Origin of the sequence: Brachybacterium sp. GU-2 (assembly GCF_030866705.2) — a bacterium.
Classification (GTDB): Bacteria; Actinomycetota; Actinomycetes; order Actinomycetales; family Dermabacteraceae; genus Brachybacterium; species Brachybacterium conglomeratum.
Window position 1 is genome coordinate 345,900 of sequence record NZ_CP133037.2, and the last position, 17,400, is coordinate 363,299.

Sequence of the window (17,400 nt, forward strand, 5' to 3'; positions counted from 1 at the left end):
ACTCGGGCCATCATGCGTCTCCTCTTCGCCGGCACCCCCGAGGCCGCCCTCCCCTCCCTGCGCACCCTGCTCGACTCCCGCCACGAGGTGGTCGGCGTGCTCACCCGCGCCGACGCCCCCTCCGGCCGCGGGCGCAGGCTCACCCCGTCCCCGGTGAAGTCCCTCGCCCTCGAGGCCGGGGTGCCGGTGCTCACCCCGACCACGCTGCGGGATGAAGAGGTGCAGCAACAGCTGCGCGATCTCGCCCCGGACGCCGCGCCCGTGGTCGCCTACGGCAACCTCGTGCCGCCTGGGACGCTCGAGATCCCCCGCCACGGCTGGGTGAACCTCCACTTCTCCCTCCTGCCCGAGCTGCGGGGCGCCGCTCCCGCCCAGCGGGCTGTGCTCGCCGGCCGCCGCGAGACCGGGATGAGCGTGTTCCGCCTCGAGAAGGGCCTGGACACCGGCGACGTGATCGCCGCCGCCCCCACCGCCATCGGCGAGTTCGAGACCTCCGGAGAGCTGCTCGAGAGGATGGCCGACGACGGCGCCGCGCTGCTGCTCGAGGCCCTCGACGCGCTCGAGGACGGCACCGCGACCCTCACCCCGCAGGACCACGCGGCCGCGACCCACGCCGCGAAGCTCACCACCGCCGAGGCCCGGATCGACTGGACCCGTCCGGCGGACGAGGTCTCCGCGCACATCCGCGGCATGAGCCCGCAGCCCGGCGCGTGGACGCTCCTGGACGGCGCCCGCACCAAGATCCTCGGCCTCGAGGCCGTCGAGGAGGCCTCGCGCGCGAGCGCCCCGTCGGCCCCCGGCGCGCTCGCGGCCACCAAGCGACAGGTGCTCGTGGGCACCGGCACCGACCCGCTCGCCATCGCGACCCTCGCCCCGGCGGGGAAGCGCCCGATGCGCGCGGCGGACTGGGCACGCGGGGCGGGGCTCGGCCCCGACGCCCGCTTCGAGGACGACCAGCAGGACGGAGCACGCGCATGAGCGAGGACCGACGCGGCGGGCGCCGCCACGACGACAGCCGGCGGGGCCGGGACGACCGGGGAGGCCGCGACGATCGCCGAGGCCGGGACGACCGGCGCGGCGACCGACGGGACGACCGCGGCAACCGACAGGACGATCGCGGCGACCGGCGCGATGACCGGGGTGGTCGGCGGGACGACCGTCGTGACCGACCCCGCGACACGCAGGGCCGCGAGCGCTCCGGCTCGCGCGGCCAGGGCGGCCCGCGCCGCGGCTGGTCCTCCTCCCGCCCCTCCGAGCGCTCCCGCGCCTCCACCCCCTCCCGCCAGGTCGCCCTCGAGGGGCTGCGCCTGGTGCGCGAGGAGGACTCCTACGCGAACCTCGTCCTGCCCCGCCTGCTGCGCAGCCACCGCGTCTCCGGCCGCGACGCCGCCTTCACCACCGAGCTGTTCTACGGCTCGCTGCGCGCCCAGGGCCGGCTCGACGCGATCATCGCCGCCTGCGTGGACCGACCGCTGGCGAAGGTCGAGCCGGCGCTGCTGGACGTGCTCCGCCTCGGCGCCTACCAGCTGCTGGACATGACCGTCGCCCCGCACGCCGCGACCTCCGAGACCGTGGCCCTGGCCCGCGCCGAGGTCGGCGCGGGAGGTGCGAGCTTCGCCAACGCCGTGCTGCGTCGGGTGGGGGAGAAGGACCTCGCCACCTGGATCGCGGAGGTCGCCCCGGACCGCGAGAAGGACCCCACCGGGCATCTCGCCGTCGTCCACTCCCACCCCCGCTGGGTGGTGCGGGCCCTGTCCGACGCCCTCGCCGGGAACGGCCGCTCCCGCGACGAGATCGATCAGCTGCTCGAGGCGCAGAACCAGGCCCCCGCGGTCTCGCTGGTGATGCGCCCGGGCCTGACCGACCTCGACGAGCTGATCGACCACGGCGCGAGCCGGGGCCGGCTCTCCGTCTTCGCCGCCGCCTGGCCCTCCGGCGACCCCGGCGGCATGGACCTGGTCAAGCAGGGCCGCGTCGCCGTCCAGGACGAGGGCTCCCAGCTCGCGGCCCTCTCCCTCGCGCTCGGCGCCGACGACCTCGTCCTCGCCGACGACGCCCACTGGCTCGACCTCTGCTCGGGCCCCGGCGGGAAGACCGCCCTGCTCGGCGGGCTCACCATCGACCACGACGCCGACCTCCTCGCCGTCGAGCTGCAGGAGCACCGCACCGAGCTGGTGGACCGCGCGGTGGCGAGCCTGCGCGAGGCCGGCTGCGAGATCACCACCCTCACCGCCGACGGCACCACCATCGGCGCCGAGCGGCCCGGGGAGTTCTCCCGCGTCCTGGCCGACGTCCCCTGCTCCGGGCTCGGGGCGCTGCGCCGCCGGCCCGAGGCCCGCTGGCGCCGCACCCCCGCCGACGTCGGCCAGCTCGGCGCGATCCAGCGCGACCTGCTGACCTCCGCGCTGGATGCGACCGCGCCCGGCGGCGTCGTCGCCTATGTCACCTGCTCGCCGCACCTGGCCGAGACCCGCCTGATCGTCGCCGACGTCCTCAAGCGCCGCGACGACGTCGAGCGCCTCGACGCCCGCCCCGCCGTCCGCGCCGGCCTGCTGCCCGCCGTGCGGGACGAGGTCGAGCTGGGCGAGGGCCCCGACGTCCAGCTGTGGCCCCACGTCCACGGCACCGACGCCATGTTCATCTGCCTGCTGCGCAGGCTCCCCGTGCCCACCGAGGAAGGAACCCCGAGCTGATGAGCATCTCGTACTCCACCGACTCCAGCTTCATCCACCCCAGCATCCTCAACGCCGACTTCATGTCCATCGGCGCCGAGCTCGACAAGATCTCCAGCGCCGACAGCGTCCACGTCGACGTCATGGACAACCACTTCGTGCCGAACCTGACCTTCGGGCCGAGCATGGTCGAGCAGATCGTCGAGCGCAGCCCCATCCCGATCGACGCGCACCTGATGATCGAGGACGCCGACACCCAGGCCCCCGTCTTCGCGGAGGCCGGCGCCTCCTCGGTGACCTTCCACCTCGAGGCCGCCCGCGCCCCCGTCAAGCTCGCCCGCGACCTGCGCCGCAAGAACGCCCAGGTCGGCGTCGCACTGCGCCCCGCCACCCCGGTCGAGCCGCTGATCGACATCATCGGCGAGTTCGACATGCTGCTGATCATGACGGTCGAGCCCGGATTCGGCGGGCAGAGCTTCCTCGAGACGATGCTCCCGAAGATCCGTCGGGCCCGCCGCGCGATCTCCGAGGCGAACCTCGAGGTCTCGATCCAGGTCGACGGCGGCGTCAGCCGCGAGACGATCGAGCGCTGCGCCGAGGCGGGCGCGAACGTCTTCGTCGCGGGCTCCGCGATCTACAAGGCCCGCGACGCCGCCGAGGAGATCTCCGCCCTGCGCGAACTGGCGGGCGCCCACGCCGCGCACTGACCTATCCTTGCTCCGTCACATCCTGTGACGTGCTCCGGGGTCGGTGAAAGTCCGAGCCGGCGGTGACAGTCCGCGACCCGCATTCTGCGGTGGAGCCGGTGGAATTCCGGCACCGACAGTACAGCCTGGATGAGAGGCGCACGTCCCGCAGGTCCCGGGACGGCGCACGCCTCCCCGAGCCCCGCAGGCAACCCTTTTCCCCGGAGCCACTGCATCCGAGGTGAAAGGACCGACATGGACATCCTGCAGTGGCTCTTCGACGCCAAGATCGAATTCGGCGGAGGCCAGTTCCTCCTGCTCCGCGAGGTGCTCGGCAACGTCTTCGGACTGCTCAGCGCGCTCGGCGGCATGCGCCGCAAGGTCTGGGCCTGGCCCATCGGCATCCTGGGCAACGCCCTGCTGCTGACCGTCTTCCTCGGCAGCGTCTTCGGCAACCCGAACTCCGTCGACCTGCTCGGCCAGGCCGGCCGACAGATCATGTTCATCGCCACCAGCGTCTACGGCTGGGTGCGCTGGCGCCAGGCGAAGCACGAGGACGGCACCGCCGTCGAGCCCGTCTGGGCCTCCTGGGGCACCCGCGCCCTGCTGCTCGTCGTGCTCGTCGGCGGCACCGCGGCGCTCACCCCGCTGTTCCGGGCGCTGGGCTCCTACGAGCCGGTCTGGGCCGACGCCTGGATCTTCATGGGCAGCCTGCTGGCGACCTTCGGCATGGCCAAGGGCTGGGTCGAGTTCTGGCTGATCTGGGTCGCGGTCGACCTCGTCGGCGTGCCGCTGCTGTGGAGCGCCGGCTACTACGCGAGCGCGTTCATGTATCTCTTCTACGGCGCGTTCACCCTCACCGGCTTCTTCGTCTGGTGGCGGGTGCGCAGCCGCCGCGACGCCGAGCCCGACCGGGTCACGGTCGAGACCGCGCACCTGGACCCGACGGTCCGCCGCGGCTGAGCCACGGGCGAGGCTCGTGCCCGGCAGGCGGTCTCCACCGCGGAGCACCTGCCGGGACGCGTACCCTGGCCCCGTGAAGGATTTCGAGGCACTGTTCGCCGAGCTGACCCAGAAGGCCCGCACCCGACCCGAGGGATCGGGCACCGTCGCGGAGCTCGATGCCGGCGTCCATCAGATCGGCAAGAAGATCGTCGAGGAGGCCGCCGAGGTGTGGATGGCCTGCGAGCACGAGTCCACCGACGACGCCGCCATGGAGATGAGCCAGCTGCTCTACCACCTCCAGGTCATGATGATCGCCAAGGACATCTCCCTCGAGGACGTCTACCGACATCTCTGAGCCGGCCCCGCGCCGCTCACCCCCGACTTCCCGTCCCACCCGTCTCGAGGCCGCCGCATCGGCCGAGGAGGATCCGTGCTCCGCATCGCCGTGCCCAACAAGGGCGCCCTGTCCGACCCCGCCGCCGACCTGCTCCAGGAGGCCGGCTACCGCCGCCGCGGCAACTCCAAGGAGCTGGTCGTGGTCGACGAGGACAACGGGGTGGAGCTGTTCCATCTGCGTCCCCGGGACATCGCGGTGTACGTCGGCTCCGGCACGGTCGACGTCGGCATCACCGGCCAGGACATGCTGCTGGACTCCCGCACCCCGGCCCAGGAGATCCTCTCGCTGGGCTTCGCCCGCTCCACCTTCCGCTTCGCCGCGCCCGCCGGAACGCACAGCACCGTCGAGGAGCTGCAGGGCTCCCGCATCGCCACCAGCTACGAGAACCTCGTGGAGGACTACCTCGCCGAGCGGGGGATCAGCGCCGAGGTGGTCCACCTCGACGGCGCGGTCGAGTCCTCGATCCGCCTCGGCGTCGCCGAGGTGATCGCGGACGTCGTCGAGACCGGCACCACGCTGCGCGAGGCAGGGCTGGAGCCCTTCGGCGAGGCGATCATGACCAGCGAGGCCGTGCTCTTCTCCCGCCCCGGCATGGAGTTGGACGACGAGGCGCAGCACGCGCTCGAGGTGCTCGAGCGGCGCATCCGCGGCGTGCTCGTCGCCCGCGAGTACGTGATGCTCGACTACGACATCCCCTCCGCACTGCTGGAGCGGGCGGTCGAGATCACCCCCGGCCTGCAGTCCCCGACCGTCTCGCCGCTGCACGGCGGGGAGTGGTCAGCCGTGCGCGCCATGGTCGACAGCCGCTCCGCGCACCGCATGATGGACGAGCTCTACGAGGCCGGCGCCCGCGCCATCCTGGTCACGGCGATCCAGGCCTGCCGCATCTGAGATCCCGATGAGCAGTGCCGCAGGGACCCCGGGCCGCGACGACGCACGCGCCGTCGAGGTGTTCCGTCCGCGGGCGGTGCGCTGGGCCGCCTACATCACCGCCGTCATCGTGATGGCCGGGATGATCGGCGGCGCGGTCATGATCACGAGCTTCCAGCTCGGCGGACGGCTCGGCTTGCTCATGATCGGTCTGCTCATCGCGCTGTTCTGCCATCTCGAGGCTTCGGTGCGGGTGGTCGCCCGTCCCGACGGGCTCGAGGTGCGCAACCTCATGCGCACCCGGACCTTCGAGTGGCCCGAGGTGCTCGGGATCAGCTTCCCTATGGGTGATCCCTGGGCTCATCTCGACCTCGCGGACGGGCGCACCCATCCGCTGCACGCCATCCAGCGCTACGACGGGGAGCGGGCGATCTCCGCCGCCCACCGCCTGCTGCACCTGGTCCAGGAGCGCGGCGAGGCCCACGGGGAGAGCGACGCCCAGCGCGGCTGACGCGGATCGCACGGCCGACATGGATCGGACGGCCGGACGGGCAGTCGTTCGACCTCAGGTACCGCATTCCTGGTACCTCACGTCGAAGAACCTCGCTGGACGGCCCCGCCGACCGCGGCGCAGGGCAGCACGGCAAGTTGTTCGACGTCGGGTACCACTTTCCTGGTACCTCACGTCGATCAACTCCGTCGGTCGCCTGTCCCCGGCAACTCCGTCGGGCCCATGCCGGCGCCGAGGCGTCTAGCGCTTGGTGCCGCCCTTGGGCTCCTTCGGCCCCTTGGACTCGCCCTTCGTGCCGCCCGAGCCGCCGCCGGCGCCCCGGACCTGCTCGGCCGCGCAGCGCCCGGCGAGGGCCGCGTACTGGAAGGAGGCGTAGTCCTCGGCGAGAGTCCGTCCCATGGTGGTCATCCGCACGGGCATCTCCTCGAGCGCATCGCGCAGCCCCTTGGCGTCGACCTCGGTGAGGTGGTGCAGCACGCCGCGCTTCTTCGCCGGCTTCAGGATCGTGCTCTTGACCTGTTTCCGCACGGACTCATGAAAAGAGTTGTATCGGGAGTCGGAGCGGGGGAGCACCGGCAAGTGCACCGGGGCGAGCAGCGCTCGCCCGTAGGCGGTGGAGGAGTGGTGGGACAGGCCCCGGTGCCGCTCCCGCTCGTCGGCCTCGGAGACCCGCAGGGTCGCGATCGGCACGCCGCCGAGCACGGAGACCGCGTGGAGCGACTCCGCCGTCTGGACGCCGGAGAAGCCCCAGCCGGTGCCGGTGCCGAGATTGCCCGGGCCCTGGATCACGATCGCGACGTCCGCGCCGACCACGTGCCGGGCGCCCAGCAGCGCCGAGTGGACCGTGACCGCCTCGAGATCGCCACCGAACGACTGCCCGGCGCTGATCACGGCGGTGAGCAGGCCGGCCTCGCGCAGCCGGGCCGCGCTCCTCGAGTAGACGGCGGGCAGCGCCGCGGCATCGGTGTGCACATAGACGATCCGGACCGAGCGGCGCCGCGCCCGGATCCCGGCGACGATCGCAGGGAGGGAGGAGTGCAGGTCCGCGACCACCACCGGCATCCCGTCGATGCCGGTGGCCTCCCGGACCGTCTCGTAGTGCTCGCTGTCCGGGTCGTCGAGCGCGTCGACCATGGTCTGCATCGGCGTGTAGCGGGCCTTGACCATGTGGCCTCGCACCTCGGCGGCCTCGGGGAGCACCTCGGTGCGGGCCACGATCATGGCGTCGCCGCCGGTGCCGAGCTCGCGCCGCACGGCGTTGGTGTTCAGCAGCACCTGCTCGCCGGCGCGCGGGCGCCCGGTGAGCTCCTCGTAGGCGATCGCGCTCAGCGTCCCCGCCCCGTCGTCCAGATCGATCTCGAGTCGATCCACTCCGGGCCAGGAGCTGGTCACGGCACTCACGGTGCCCCGTTCCCATCGCAGCATGGCCCCAGCCTAGAGGCGCGCGGCGGAAGCTCCGCATCCCTGTGATCCGGTCCGGCTAGTCTGGGCGGGTGGCTTCGAAGAACGTGGAGAGACTGCTCAACGTCATCATGACGATCGGCTCGCGACGGCGGATGGACCGCGCGAAGCTCTTCTCCGTCATCCCCGACTACGCCGAGGCGACGTCCGAGCAGGCCGCGGAGCGGATGTTCGAGCGCGACAAGGCCGCGATCCTGGAGCTCGGGCTCCCGCTCGTCGCCGAGCGGGACGTGCTGGACGAGAACACCGTGCACTACCGGATCGACGCCTCGCCCTCCACGGCGGTGCTCGATCTCACGACCGAGGAGTACACGGTGCTGCTCGCCGCGAGCCGCGCCTGGGACGACGCGACGGCCGGAGGAGCGGCCCGGCGCGTGCGCGCGAAGCTGCTCAGCCTCGGCCACGACGCGGACCCCGACCTGCTGCGGCGCACACCGCGCGGCGCCGTCGAGTCCCTGCCCGTGCTCTCCCCGCTGCTGGACGCCGTGGTGACCGGGCGCTCGGTGCGCTTCACCTATCGCGGCACGCACGGCGCCCCCGCGCAGCGCCATGTCGAGCCGTGGGTCGTCGGCGTCCACGACGGGCACTGGTACGTCTACGGCCACGACCGCGACCGCGACGCGCCCCGCGTGTTCCGCGCCTCGAGGATCGAGTCCTTCCCCGCCGAGGGCCCCGCCGCGAAGGCACCCCGCCCCGACGACATCGACCTCGCCGATGTGCTCGATCGGATGCTCGACAGCGACGACCGGGCCTCCGCGCTGCTGCGGGCCGCCCCCTACAAGGCGCTCGCCCTGCGCGACCGCGCCGTCGCCCCGCTCGAGGCCGAGCAGCTGCGACTTCCCGAGCTGCCCCGCCCGGCGACCCGCCGACTGGTCCTCGCCGACGTGCGCTGGGTCGAGCTGCTCGAGCCCGCCGCCTGGCGCGCCGAGATCGCCGAGGTGCTCGAGGCGGTCGCCGCGCGCCACGAGGGCGTCGCCGCGCTCGATGCCCTCGAAGCCGCCGCGCCGCGCCCCGCCCCCCGGATCCGGGTGAGCCCGCAGAGCGGCGACCACCTCTCGCGCCTGATCTCCGCCGCGTCCTTCGTCATGAGCCGCGGCGAGGCGGACCTCGCCGAGCTCGCCGAGGCGCTCGGCGTCAGCGAGAAGCAGCTGGTCGACGACCTGCAGGTGCTCTTCGTCTGCGGCGACATGGGCGCCGGCTGGGAGGACCTCATCGAGGCGGAGTGGGAGCACGGCACCGTGCGGGTGCGCAACGCGGAGCCGCTGCGCCGCGCCCTCAGCCTCAGCGCCGTCGAGATCACGGCGCTCCTAGCCGGGCTCGCCGCCCTCGAGCCCGCCGCGGGCGAGGCGGAGCAGGTCGTCGACTCCGCCCGGGCGAAGCTGCTGGCCGCCATGTCCGGGGAGACGCCGGCCGAGGGCGCCCCCGCCCCGCCCGTCCCGCGCCGCGAGGAGATCGCCGAGGCCCTCTCGGCCGACGAGCGAGCCGCCCGCACCGCCGACCGCGCCGAGACGGTGCTCGCCGCGGTGGGCGCCGCGCTGCGCGCCGAGCAGGGCTCCGACGAGGCGACGCTGACCATCCGCTACTCCTCGACGGACCGCTCGGGCACGAGCGTGCGCAGGATCCGTCCCGAGCGGATCGAGTCCGACGGGGCGCGCTCCTATCTCGTGGCCGACTGCGAGCTCGCCGGCGGCCGCCGCCGCTTCCGCCTGGACCGGATCGTGGAGATCCTGCCGGACGGGACCCCGATGAGCCGGTCCGCTCCCGGGGTCGACGCGGACCTCTCCGGCCGTGTCGAGGGGGAGGTGTGGCTGCGCCTGGAGCCCGCCGGGCACTGGATCGCCGAGTCCTTCGCCGCCACCGAGCTGCGCGATGGCGGGGGCGGCCCCGGCGAGGACGGCTCGGACGGCGCCGGTGGCGGTGCGACCTACGCACGTCTCGAGGGCCCGGTGCGGGCACCGCTGGTGGACGCGGTGCTGGAATCCGCCGGCGCCGCCGAGGTGCTGTCCCCGCCCGTGCTCAGAGACACGATCGTGACTGTGGCGCGCGCGGGGGCTGCACGTCACAGCCCTCGCTAGGCGCTACCCTGGGACGACCCGCCGTGCGGTGGGCCGAGCCGTCGCCGTGGCGGCCCGTCCGGCGCCCAGTCCGCTGTGGGATGATGAGCGCGCCTGCGCTGAGTCATGGCGCTGTTGAAAGGGACTTCCATGAACTTCTTCCGCAACCCCTGGGCGATCGTGCTGCTGATCGTGCTCGTGATCCTGCTGTTCGGGGCCAACAAGCTTCCGGGACTCGCGCGCAACATGGGCAAGTCCATGCGCATCTTCAAGAGCGAGGTCGAGGAGATGCGCGGCGACGAGAAGCGCGGGGACGACGAGGACGAGTCGGATCGTCCCGCCCGCTCCGACCGCGCTCGCGACGACCGCGAGTACGACCCCCGCGACCGTGAGATCCGCGAGGACCGCGACCGCGAGACCGTCCGCGCCCCGCGCGAGGACGACGAGCCCTACCGCCGCGACTGAGCTCCGCGCCGGGACGGGGCAGGGCCGTGTGCCCGTCCCGTCCTGCCGGGCTGGGAGGAAACTGATCCGTGGCGAGTGATACACAGGGACGCGACCGGGCGCAGGGCGCGCCCGCGACGAAGAGGGGACGCGACCCCGAGGGACGCATGTCCCTCGGCGAGCACCTCACCGAGCTCCGCAACCGCCTGCTCATCAGCGCGGTCACGGTGCTCGTCTTCTCGATCGTCGGATGGTTCCTGTTCCCGTGGGTGTTCGATGCCGTCAAGGCGCCCATCGAGGCCGCGGGCGAGGACTCCGACCTCCAGTCGCTGATCAACTTCCAGGGCGTCGGCCAGGGGCTCAACGTCAAGCTCCAGATGGCGGCCTACATCGGCCTGATCCTCTCCTCGCCGATGATCATCCTTCAGGTGTGGCTGTTCGTGATGCCGGGCCTGCACAGGAACGAGCGCAAGTACGCGATCGGCTTCTTCGGCTCCGCGATCCCGCTGTTCTTCCTGGGCTGCGTCGCCGGGTACTGGGCCGTGAACCAGCTGGTCCCGGTGCTGATGAGCTTCACGCCCACCGAGGGATCGGTCTCGCAGATCATCCCCTACGACCAGTACCTCGCCCTGCTGATCAAGACCATGCTCGCCTTCGGCGTCGCGTTCGTGGTGCCGGTGGTCATGGTGCTGCTGAACTTCATGGGCCTGATCAGCGGCCGCGCGATGCTCAAGGCCTGGCGCTGGATCATCTTCCTGAGCTTCGCCTTCACCGCGGTCATGGTGCCCACGCCCGAGCCGATCACCCTGATCGCGATGTCCGCCGCGATCGCGAGCCTGTTCTTCGGCGCGATCGTCATCGCGCTGCTCCACGACCGGCGCCAGGCGAAGCGCAGCGGCGACGAGGACCTCGACGACGACGAGGCCAGCCGCATCGACGACGAGGTCGAGAAGATCGACGGCCCCACCCGGCTCGACGAGCCCGACGAGGGCGGCCGGTGAGCAGACTCCGCGTCGGCCTGCTCGCGAACCCCACCGCCGCCCAGGGCACCGCCCATCGCGTGGGACGGCAGGTGGGGCATCTGCTCCATCTCGCGGGCATCTCGGTCGTGGACCTCTCCGGTCCCAGCGCGCACGTCGCGAGGGCCCGGGCGGAGGAGGTCCGCGACTCGCTGACGGCCCTCGTCGTGGTGGGCGGGGACGGCACCGTCTCGCTCGGCGCAGAGATCGTCGCGGGCACCCCCGTACGGCTCGGGATCGTGCCCGCCGGCAGCGGCAACGACTTCGCCCGCGCCCTGGGCCTCAGCATCAACGACCCCGAGGAGTCCACCCGCGCGCTGCTGCACGCGCTGTCCCGCCCGGTCGTGACCATCGACGCGATCGAGGTGACCTCCGCGGGGGAGAACGCGCTGCCGCACCGGTCCCTCGCGCTCGGCAACGTCAACCTCGGCTTCGACGCGATCGTCAACGCCCGCGCCAACAGCTCCCGGGCCTCCCACACCGTGCGCTACACCACCGCCGTGCTGCGGGAGCTGCCCACCTTCACCCCGCTGCCGTACTGGCTCGAGATCGACGGCGGCGAGCGGTTCGAGATCGACGCGCCGCTGCTGTCGCTGTGCAGCTCCGGGGTCTACGGTGGCGGGATGCAGATGGTTCCGGACGCCCGCATCGACGACGGACAGCTCGAGCTGTTGAGCATCGAGGGGCTGGGCAGGCGCGATCTGCTGCGCTTCTTCCCCCGCGTCTTCAAGGGCACCCACACCGAGCTCGAGGGCGTGCGCGTCCGCCCGGTGCGGGAGGTGACCGTAGGACTGCGCCACGGCCGCTCGCTGCGCGCCTACGCCGACGGGGAGGCCCGCTCCCTGCTACCCCTCACCGCGCGCGTGCTGCCCGGCGCCGTGCGCCTGCTCGCCGATCTCTCGGCGCTGCGCGGCGAGAGGGCGGTCGACGGGGAGCGCAGTGACCTCGCCCGCAGAGCGCTACGCGGCCTGGGCCGAGGAGAAGCGGCGGGAGAACTCCGAGCTCACCGCCTTCACCGCCCGCTACGACTTCGCGCTGGACGACTTCCAGCTCGCCGGCGGCCGCGCCCTCGAGGACGGCCGCTCCGTGCTGGTGGCCGCCCCGACCGGCGCCGGCAAGACCGTCGTCGGCGAGTTCGCGGTGCATCTCGCGCTCGCACAGGGCCGGAAGGTCTTCTACACCGCGCCGATCAAGGCGCTGTCCAACCAGAAGTTCGGCGAGCTGGTGGACTGGCTGGGCGCGGAGCGCGTCGGCCTGCTGACGGGCGACACCTCGATCCGCCCCACCGCCGAGGTGGTCGTGATGACCACCGAGGTGCTGCGCAACATGCTGTACGCGGACTCCGACCTGCTGGACGGGCTGGGCTTCGTGGTGATGGACGAGGTGCACTACCTCGCCGATCGCCTGCGCGGGCCCGTGTGGGAAGAAGTCATCATCCACCTGGACCGCTCCGTCCAGCTGGTCGCCCTCTCGGCGACGGTCTCGAACGCCGAGGAGTTCGGGGCCTGGCTCCAGGAGGTGCGGGGCGAGACCTCGATCATCGTCTCCGAGACGCGGCCGGTGCCGCTGTGGCAGCACGTGATCGTCGGCGAGGAGCTGCTGGACCTCTTCGTCGACGCCGACGGGGAGGCCGTCGTCTCCCACGGCCCCGGTGCCCGCAGCGATCGTCAGGTCAACCCCGAGATCGAGCGGATCACCTCCTTCTCCCTGCCGGTGGACGAGCGCAGCGGGGGACAGCGCGGCCGCGGCTATCGCGGCCGGAAGGGCAACCGCGGCCGCCACCGCCCCCGCGGCGCCGGACGCCACGGCTCGCCGCGAGGCGAGCGGGGCGGGGACCGGCGCGGCGAGCACGAGGGCCCGCGGCACCACGGTCCGGGCTCGGGACGTGACGACTCGCGGCACGAGGGCGGTCGGCACGGCGGCTCTCGCGGCGGGGCCGGTGGCCGTCCGATGCGCCGCCCCGAGGTGGTCGAGGTGCTCGATGATGCCGCGCTGCTGCCCGCGATCATGTTCATCTTCTCCCGCGCCGGCTGCGAGGGCGCCGTCCAGCAGTGCGCCCGGGCTCGCCTGCGCCTGACCGACGACCACGAGCGCGGCGAGATCCGCGCCGTCCTCGACGAGCGCCTGGCCGAGATCGGCGTCGAGGACGAAGAGGTGCTGGGCCTGCACGCCTTCCGCCGCGCCGTCCTGGACGGCTACGCCGCCCACCACGCCGGGATGCTGCCGCTGCTGAAGACCGTCGTCGAGGAGCTCTTCGCCCGCGGGCTGCTCAAGGTCGTCTTCGCCACCGAGACCCTCGCCCTCGGCATCAACATGCCGGCCCGCTCCGTCGTGCTCGAGAAGCTCGTGAAGTTCAACGGCGTCGAGCACGCCGACCTCACACCGGGGGAGTACACCCAGCTCACCGGTCGTGCGGGACGGCGCGGCATCGACACCGAGGGACATGCCGTGATCGTCGGCGGGCCGCGCTTCGACGCCGCGGCCGCCGCCTCCCTCGCCTCGCGCCGCACCTACCCGCTGCGCTCCGCCTTCCGCCCCACCCCGAACATGGCGGTGAACCTGCTGGACCGCTTCGACCTCTCCCGCGCCCGCGAGACCCTCGAGACCAGCTTCGCCCAGTTCCAGGCGGACCGCTCCGTGGTGGGCCTCGCCCGGCGCGCCCGCGAGCTCGAGGACACCGTCGAGGACTACCGCGCGGCGGTCACCTGCGAGCGCGGCGACCTGCTCGAGTACGCCGGGATCCAGGAGGCGATCAGCGCGCGGGAGAAGGAGCTCTCCCAGGCCCGGGCCGCCGCGGACCGCGACCGCACCCGCAGCGTCCTCGGCGACCTGCGCCGCGGCGAGATCATCGCACTGCCCGGCGGGAAGCGCCGCGGCTACGCCGTCGTGCTCGACGTGGACCGCCACGTCCTCGGCGGCCCCCAGGTGGACCTGCTGGACACCGAGGGACGCCGCCGCAGCCTCCGCCCCGGGGACGTGCCCTCCCCGCCCGCGGTCATCGACACCCTGCGCCTGCCGCGCCCGGAGGCGCTCGGCAGCGGCAAGGTGCGCAAGGACACCGCCTCCTCGCTCCGGCAGCGCCTGGCGGGCCAGGACGACGACGCCCGCCGCGAGGTGCGCCGGCGTGCCGGACGCACCCCCTCCACCGCGGCCCAGGATCCCCGCCTGCAGGAGCTGCGCACGCAGCTGGCCGAGCACCCCTGCGCCGCCTGCCCCGACCTCGAGTCGCACCTGCGCTGGGTGGGCCGGTGGCGGAAGTCCCGCGGAGAGCTCGAGGGCGTCCAGCGCCGCATCAGCGGACGCACCAGCTCGCTGGCCCGCCGCTTCGACCGCCTCACCGACCTGCTGCTCGAGCTCGGCTATCTCGAGCGCTCGGGCGAGGACGGGGAGGAGCTCGTGCCCACGACGAGCGGGATGCGGCTGCGACGCCTGTTCAGCGACCGGGACCTGCTGATCGCCGAATGCCTCGAGCACGGCGCCTGGGACGGTCTGGACGCGCCGGGGCTCGCCGCCGTGGTCTCCGCCGCCGTCCACGAGACCCGCCGTGACGACCGTGCGCCGGAGCTGATCCCCGATCCCGCCGTCGGCGCGGCGCTCGAGGCCTCGAGCAGCATCGCCGCCGAGCTGCAGTCCGCCGAGGCGCGGCACGGCATCGACCCCACCCTCCCGCCGGATCCCGCGATCGCGGCGATCGTGCACCGCTGGGCGCGCGGCGCGCACCTGGCCGCCGCGCTCGAGGGCAACGACCTCCCGCCGGGCGACTTCGTGCGCCACTGCCGCCAGGTGATCGACCTGCTCGACCAGCTCACCGCCGACGAGCGCCTGGGCAGGACCGCGCGCGCCGCGATCGACGGCGTGCGCCGCGGCCTGGTCGCCCAGGAGATAGGCCGATGAGCGTTCTCCCAGGAGGAGCGGGGAGGATGGGACGTGTGAGTGCCCAGAACCAGCCTGCACGGCCCCCCTCGCAGCCCACGGCGCCCGTCCTCTACACCGGCATCGTCCTGTACAGCGCGGACGACCCGGAGGCCTCCGCGATGCTGGTGGCCGACGGGCTGATCGCCTGGACCGGCCCCGAGGACAGCGCCCTCGTGCTCCACCCGGAGGCCGAGCGCGTGGACGCCACCGGCTGCCTGGTCACCCCCGGCTTCGTCGACGCCGCCGCGACCACGGACGGCACCGACCCCGACCCGGCCGGCGACGCCGCCGCGGCCGCGCACGGGATCGTCCTGCGCCTGCCCGGGCCGACGGGGACCCGCGAGGGCGTGCAGGTCATCGCCCCCGTCACCGAGGATGCCGCCTTCCTCGACCTCGTCAGCGACGGCACCCCGCTCGCCTTCGGCTCCGCGGGCCGGGACGAGGCCGCCGACCCGTGGACCTGGGTCCGCGCCGCCGCCCGCACCGCCCCCGCCGCGCAGCGCCTCAGCGACCGCGCCGCCTTCCTCGCCGCGAGCCGCGGCGGCCAGCGGGTCGCCGGCAGGCGCCATCCCGGCACGCTGCGCACCGGGCTGCCGGCCACGTTCGTCCTGTGGGAGCCCTGGGACCTCACCGTCCGCTCCCTCGCCGAGCGGGTCGACACCTGGTCCACCGACCCCCGCTCCCGCACCCCCCTGCTGCCCGACCTGGACCAGGGCAGCCCGCGCGCCCTGCGCACCGTCGTTGACGGCCGCGTCGTCCACGACGAGCTCGGCGGGGACGCCGAGTGAGCACCGCCGCACGGACCGCCGCCTCGCGCGCGCGCCCGCGAGGCCGCCGTCCGCGCGAGGAGTACGAGGCGACCCCCTGGGCGGTCGCGATCGGCTCCGGGCTCCTCGGCGGGATCTGCGCGCTCCTCGCCTTCCCGCCCTACGACCTGTGGATGCTGCTCCCGGTGGGGATCGCGCTGCTGTGCGGCGGGCTGCTGGTGCGCTCGGCCTGGCTCGCCGGCCTCGTCTCCCTGCTGTGGGGGCTCGCCTTCTTCATCCCGCTGACCGAATGGGCCAGCACCTATGCCGGCAGCGCCCCCTGGCTGGCGCTGGGCGTCTTCGAGGCGCTGTACGTCGTGCTGTTCGGCCTCGCCGCCCGTGCGGTGATGGTGCGCCGCGGCCTCTGCGTCTCCTCCGCGCTGGTGGTCTCCGCGCTCTGGGTGGGCGTCGAGACGCTGCGGGGCAGCGCTCCGTGGGGCGGGCTGACCTGGGGCGCGAGCGGCTTCGCGCTGTCCGACTCGCCACTGGTGCATCTCGCGCCGTGGATCGGGATGGCCGGGCTCGCCCTCGTGGTCGCCCTGCTGGCCCAGCTGCTGCTGCTCGGCGCTCTCGCCCTCCTGGGGCGCCGCCACCGCGGGCTGACCGGCTTCTCCGGCGTGTGGCCCTTCGCGATCGCCGTCGCCGCCGTGCTCGCCACCGTCGTCGTGCCCCATCCCCTCAACCGCGCCCCGGCGGATCGGCCCTCCATGACGGTCGCCGCCGTGCAGGGCTCGATGGGGGAGATCGACCCCGGCAGCTACACCATGCCGGACGACGTCTTCGACAACCACCTCACCGCCTCCCGCACCGCGGTCGACCAGGCCACTGCCGACGGCACCGACCTCGACCTGGTCGTCTGGCCCGAGGACTCCACCGGCTACGACCCGCGCGAGGACCCCTATCTCTCCTCCCTGCTGACCTCCCTTGCCCGGGACGCGGACGCCCCCGTCCTGGTCGGCACACAGGTGCCCGTGGGGGAGTCGGAGCGGCTGAACCAGTCCGTGCTGATCACCCCGGAGGGCGAGACCCCCTACGCCTACTCCAAGCGCCACCCCGTCCCCTTCGGCGAGTACATCCCGATGCGCGACGTGTTCAGCCGGCTCACCGACAAGGTCGACCTCGTCTCCCGGGACATGATCGCCGGCGAGGAGATCGGCACCATGGACCTCGCCGAGCTCGGCCAGGGCGAGGGCACCGCCGGGCTGCTGATCTGCTTCGAGATCGCCTACGAGGGCCTCGTGCAGGACGTGGTCGACGACGGCGCCGAGGTGATCGTCGTGCAGTCGAACAATGCGCTGTTCGGCGACTCGGACGAGGCGATCCAGCAGCTCGCGCAGGCCCGGGTGATGGCGGTGCTCTCCGGGCGCAGCGTCGTGCACGTCTCGACCGTCGGCCATTCCGCGATCTACAGCCCCGAGGGTCGCCAGATCGATTTCGTGGACCACTGGGAGCAGGGCACGATGGTCGCCGACGTGCCGCTGCGCACCGGGACCACCCCGGCTGTGGCGGCCGGGCCGTGGATCGCGATCGGGATCTCCGCCCTCGGCGTCGCCGGGCTGCTCGTGGCGCTGACCCCCGGTCGTCGCGCCCTGGCCCGGCCTGCGGCCCGTCGCTGATCCT

At 73.4% G+C, this 17,400-nt stretch carries 14 protein-coding genes, 1 pseudogene and 1 riboswitch; of the genes and pseudogenes, 14 read left to right on the forward strand and 1 reads right to left on the reverse strand.

Annotated elements, in window-relative coordinates:
- Nucleotides 1–12 precede the first annotated feature (12 nt).
- From fmt to RBL05_RS01705, 7 genes are all read left to right on the forward strand, one after another.
- On the forward strand, nucleotides 13–978 hold the full coding sequence (gene fmt, locus RBL05_RS01675; protein WP_308740812.1) for a methionyl-tRNA formyltransferase: 966 nt from the start codon (nucleotides 13–15) through the stop codon (nucleotides 976–978).
- Nucleotides 975–2,693: an RsmB/NOP family class I SAM-dependent RNA methyltransferase gene (locus RBL05_RS01680; protein WP_308740811.1), complete on the forward strand. Its 1,719-nt coding sequence runs from the start codon at nucleotides 975–977 to the stop codon at nucleotides 2,691–2,693. The genes fmt and RBL05_RS01680 overlap by 4 nt, the downstream gene beginning before the upstream one ends.
- Nucleotides 2,693–3,379 carry a ribulose-phosphate 3-epimerase gene (gene rpe / locus RBL05_RS01685; RefSeq protein ID WP_070501108.1) on the forward strand — a complete coding sequence of 229 codons (687 nt, stop codon included), beginning with the start codon at nucleotides 2,693–2,695 and terminating at the stop codon, nucleotides 3,377–3,379. The genes RBL05_RS01680 and rpe overlap by 1 nt, the downstream gene beginning before the upstream one ends.
- A 26-nt stretch (nucleotides 3,380–3,405) precedes the next feature.
- A riboswitch (FMN riboswitch) is annotated at nucleotides 3,406–3,524 on the forward strand.
- 89 nt (nucleotides 3,525–3,613) lie between these two features.
- Nucleotides 3,614–4,321 carry a nicotinamide riboside transporter PnuC gene (pnuC, locus tag RBL05_RS01690; RefSeq protein WP_308740810.1) on the forward strand — a complete coding sequence of 236 codons (708 nt, stop codon included), beginning with the start codon at nucleotides 3,614–3,616 and terminating at the stop codon, nucleotides 4,319–4,321.
- Between the two features lie 73 nt (nucleotides 4,322–4,394).
- Nucleotides 4,395–4,658: a phosphoribosyl-ATP diphosphatase gene (locus RBL05_RS01695; RefSeq protein WP_010551582.1), complete on the forward strand. Its 264-nt coding sequence runs from the start codon at nucleotides 4,395–4,397 to the stop codon at nucleotides 4,656–4,658.
- 75 nt (nucleotides 4,659–4,733) lie between these two features.
- Complete coding sequence (gene hisG, locus RBL05_RS01700; RefSeq protein WP_308740809.1) at nucleotides 4,734–5,591, forward strand: ATP phosphoribosyltransferase; 858 nt, start codon at nucleotides 4,734–4,736, stop codon at nucleotides 5,589–5,591.
- 7 nt (nucleotides 5,592–5,598) lie between these two features.
- Nucleotides 5,599–6,081 (forward strand): PH domain-containing protein, encoded by a 483-nt coding sequence (locus RBL05_RS01705; protein WP_308740808.1) that lies wholly within the window; start codon nucleotides 5,599–5,601, stop codon nucleotides 6,079–6,081.
- Between the two features lie 240 nt (nucleotides 6,082–6,321).
- Here the strand turns inward: RBL05_RS01705 and RBL05_RS01710 are convergent, their stop codons facing one another.
- Complete coding sequence (locus RBL05_RS01710; protein WP_318604026.1) at nucleotides 6,322–7,506, reverse strand: DUF3866 family protein; 1,185 nt, start codon at nucleotides 7,504–7,506, stop codon at nucleotides 6,322–6,324.
- Between the two features lie 68 nt (nucleotides 7,507–7,574).
- Here RBL05_RS01710 and RBL05_RS01715 point away from each other — a divergent pair, with 68 nt between their 5' ends.
- The 7 genes and pseudogenes from RBL05_RS01715 to lnt all read left to right on the forward strand — a co-directional run bounded on the left by RBL05_RS01715 (nucleotide 7,575) and on the right by lnt (nucleotide 17,396).
- Nucleotides 7,575–9,617, forward strand: a complete 2,043-nt coding sequence (locus RBL05_RS01715; protein WP_308740806.1) for a WYL domain-containing protein — start codon at nucleotides 7,575–7,577, stop codon at nucleotides 9,615–9,617.
- 129 nt (nucleotides 9,618–9,746) lie between these two features.
- Complete coding sequence (gene tatA / locus RBL05_RS01720) at nucleotides 9,747–10,061, forward strand: Sec-independent protein translocase subunit TatA (protein ID WP_263310168.1); 315 nt, start codon at nucleotides 9,747–9,749, stop codon at nucleotides 10,059–10,061.
- A 68-nt stretch (nucleotides 10,062–10,129) separates the two neighbouring features.
- The gene (gene tatC / locus RBL05_RS01725; RefSeq protein ID WP_308740805.1) at nucleotides 10,130–11,041 is read left to right on the forward strand and encodes a twin-arginine translocase subunit TatC; all 912 of its coding nucleotides are present in this window, start codon (nucleotides 10,130–10,132) and stop codon (nucleotides 11,039–11,041) included.
- A gap of 71 nt (nucleotides 11,042–11,112) precedes the next feature.
- A pseudogene (locus tag RBL05_RS01730) lies at nucleotides 11,113–11,889 on the forward strand (diacylglycerol/lipid kinase family protein); the annotation flags it as partial.
- 109 nt (nucleotides 11,890–11,998) lie between these two features.
- The gene (locus tag RBL05_RS01735) at nucleotides 11,999–14,953 is read left to right on the forward strand and encodes a DEAD/DEAH box helicase (protein WP_308740804.1); all 2,955 of its coding nucleotides are present in this window, start codon (nucleotides 11,999–12,001) and stop codon (nucleotides 14,951–14,953) included.
- Between the two features lie 26 nt (nucleotides 14,954–14,979).
- Nucleotides 14,980–15,762, forward strand: coding sequence for a hypothetical protein (locus RBL05_RS01740; RefSeq protein ID WP_308740803.1), 783 nt, complete (start codon nucleotides 14,980–14,982; stop codon nucleotides 15,760–15,762).
- Nucleotides 15,759–17,396 (forward strand): apolipoprotein N-acyltransferase, encoded by a 1,638-nt coding sequence (gene lnt, locus RBL05_RS01745; protein WP_308740802.1) that lies wholly within the window; start codon nucleotides 15,759–15,761, stop codon nucleotides 17,394–17,396. The genes RBL05_RS01740 and lnt overlap by 4 nt, the downstream gene beginning before the upstream one ends.
- Nucleotides 17,397–17,400 lie beyond the last annotated feature (4 nt).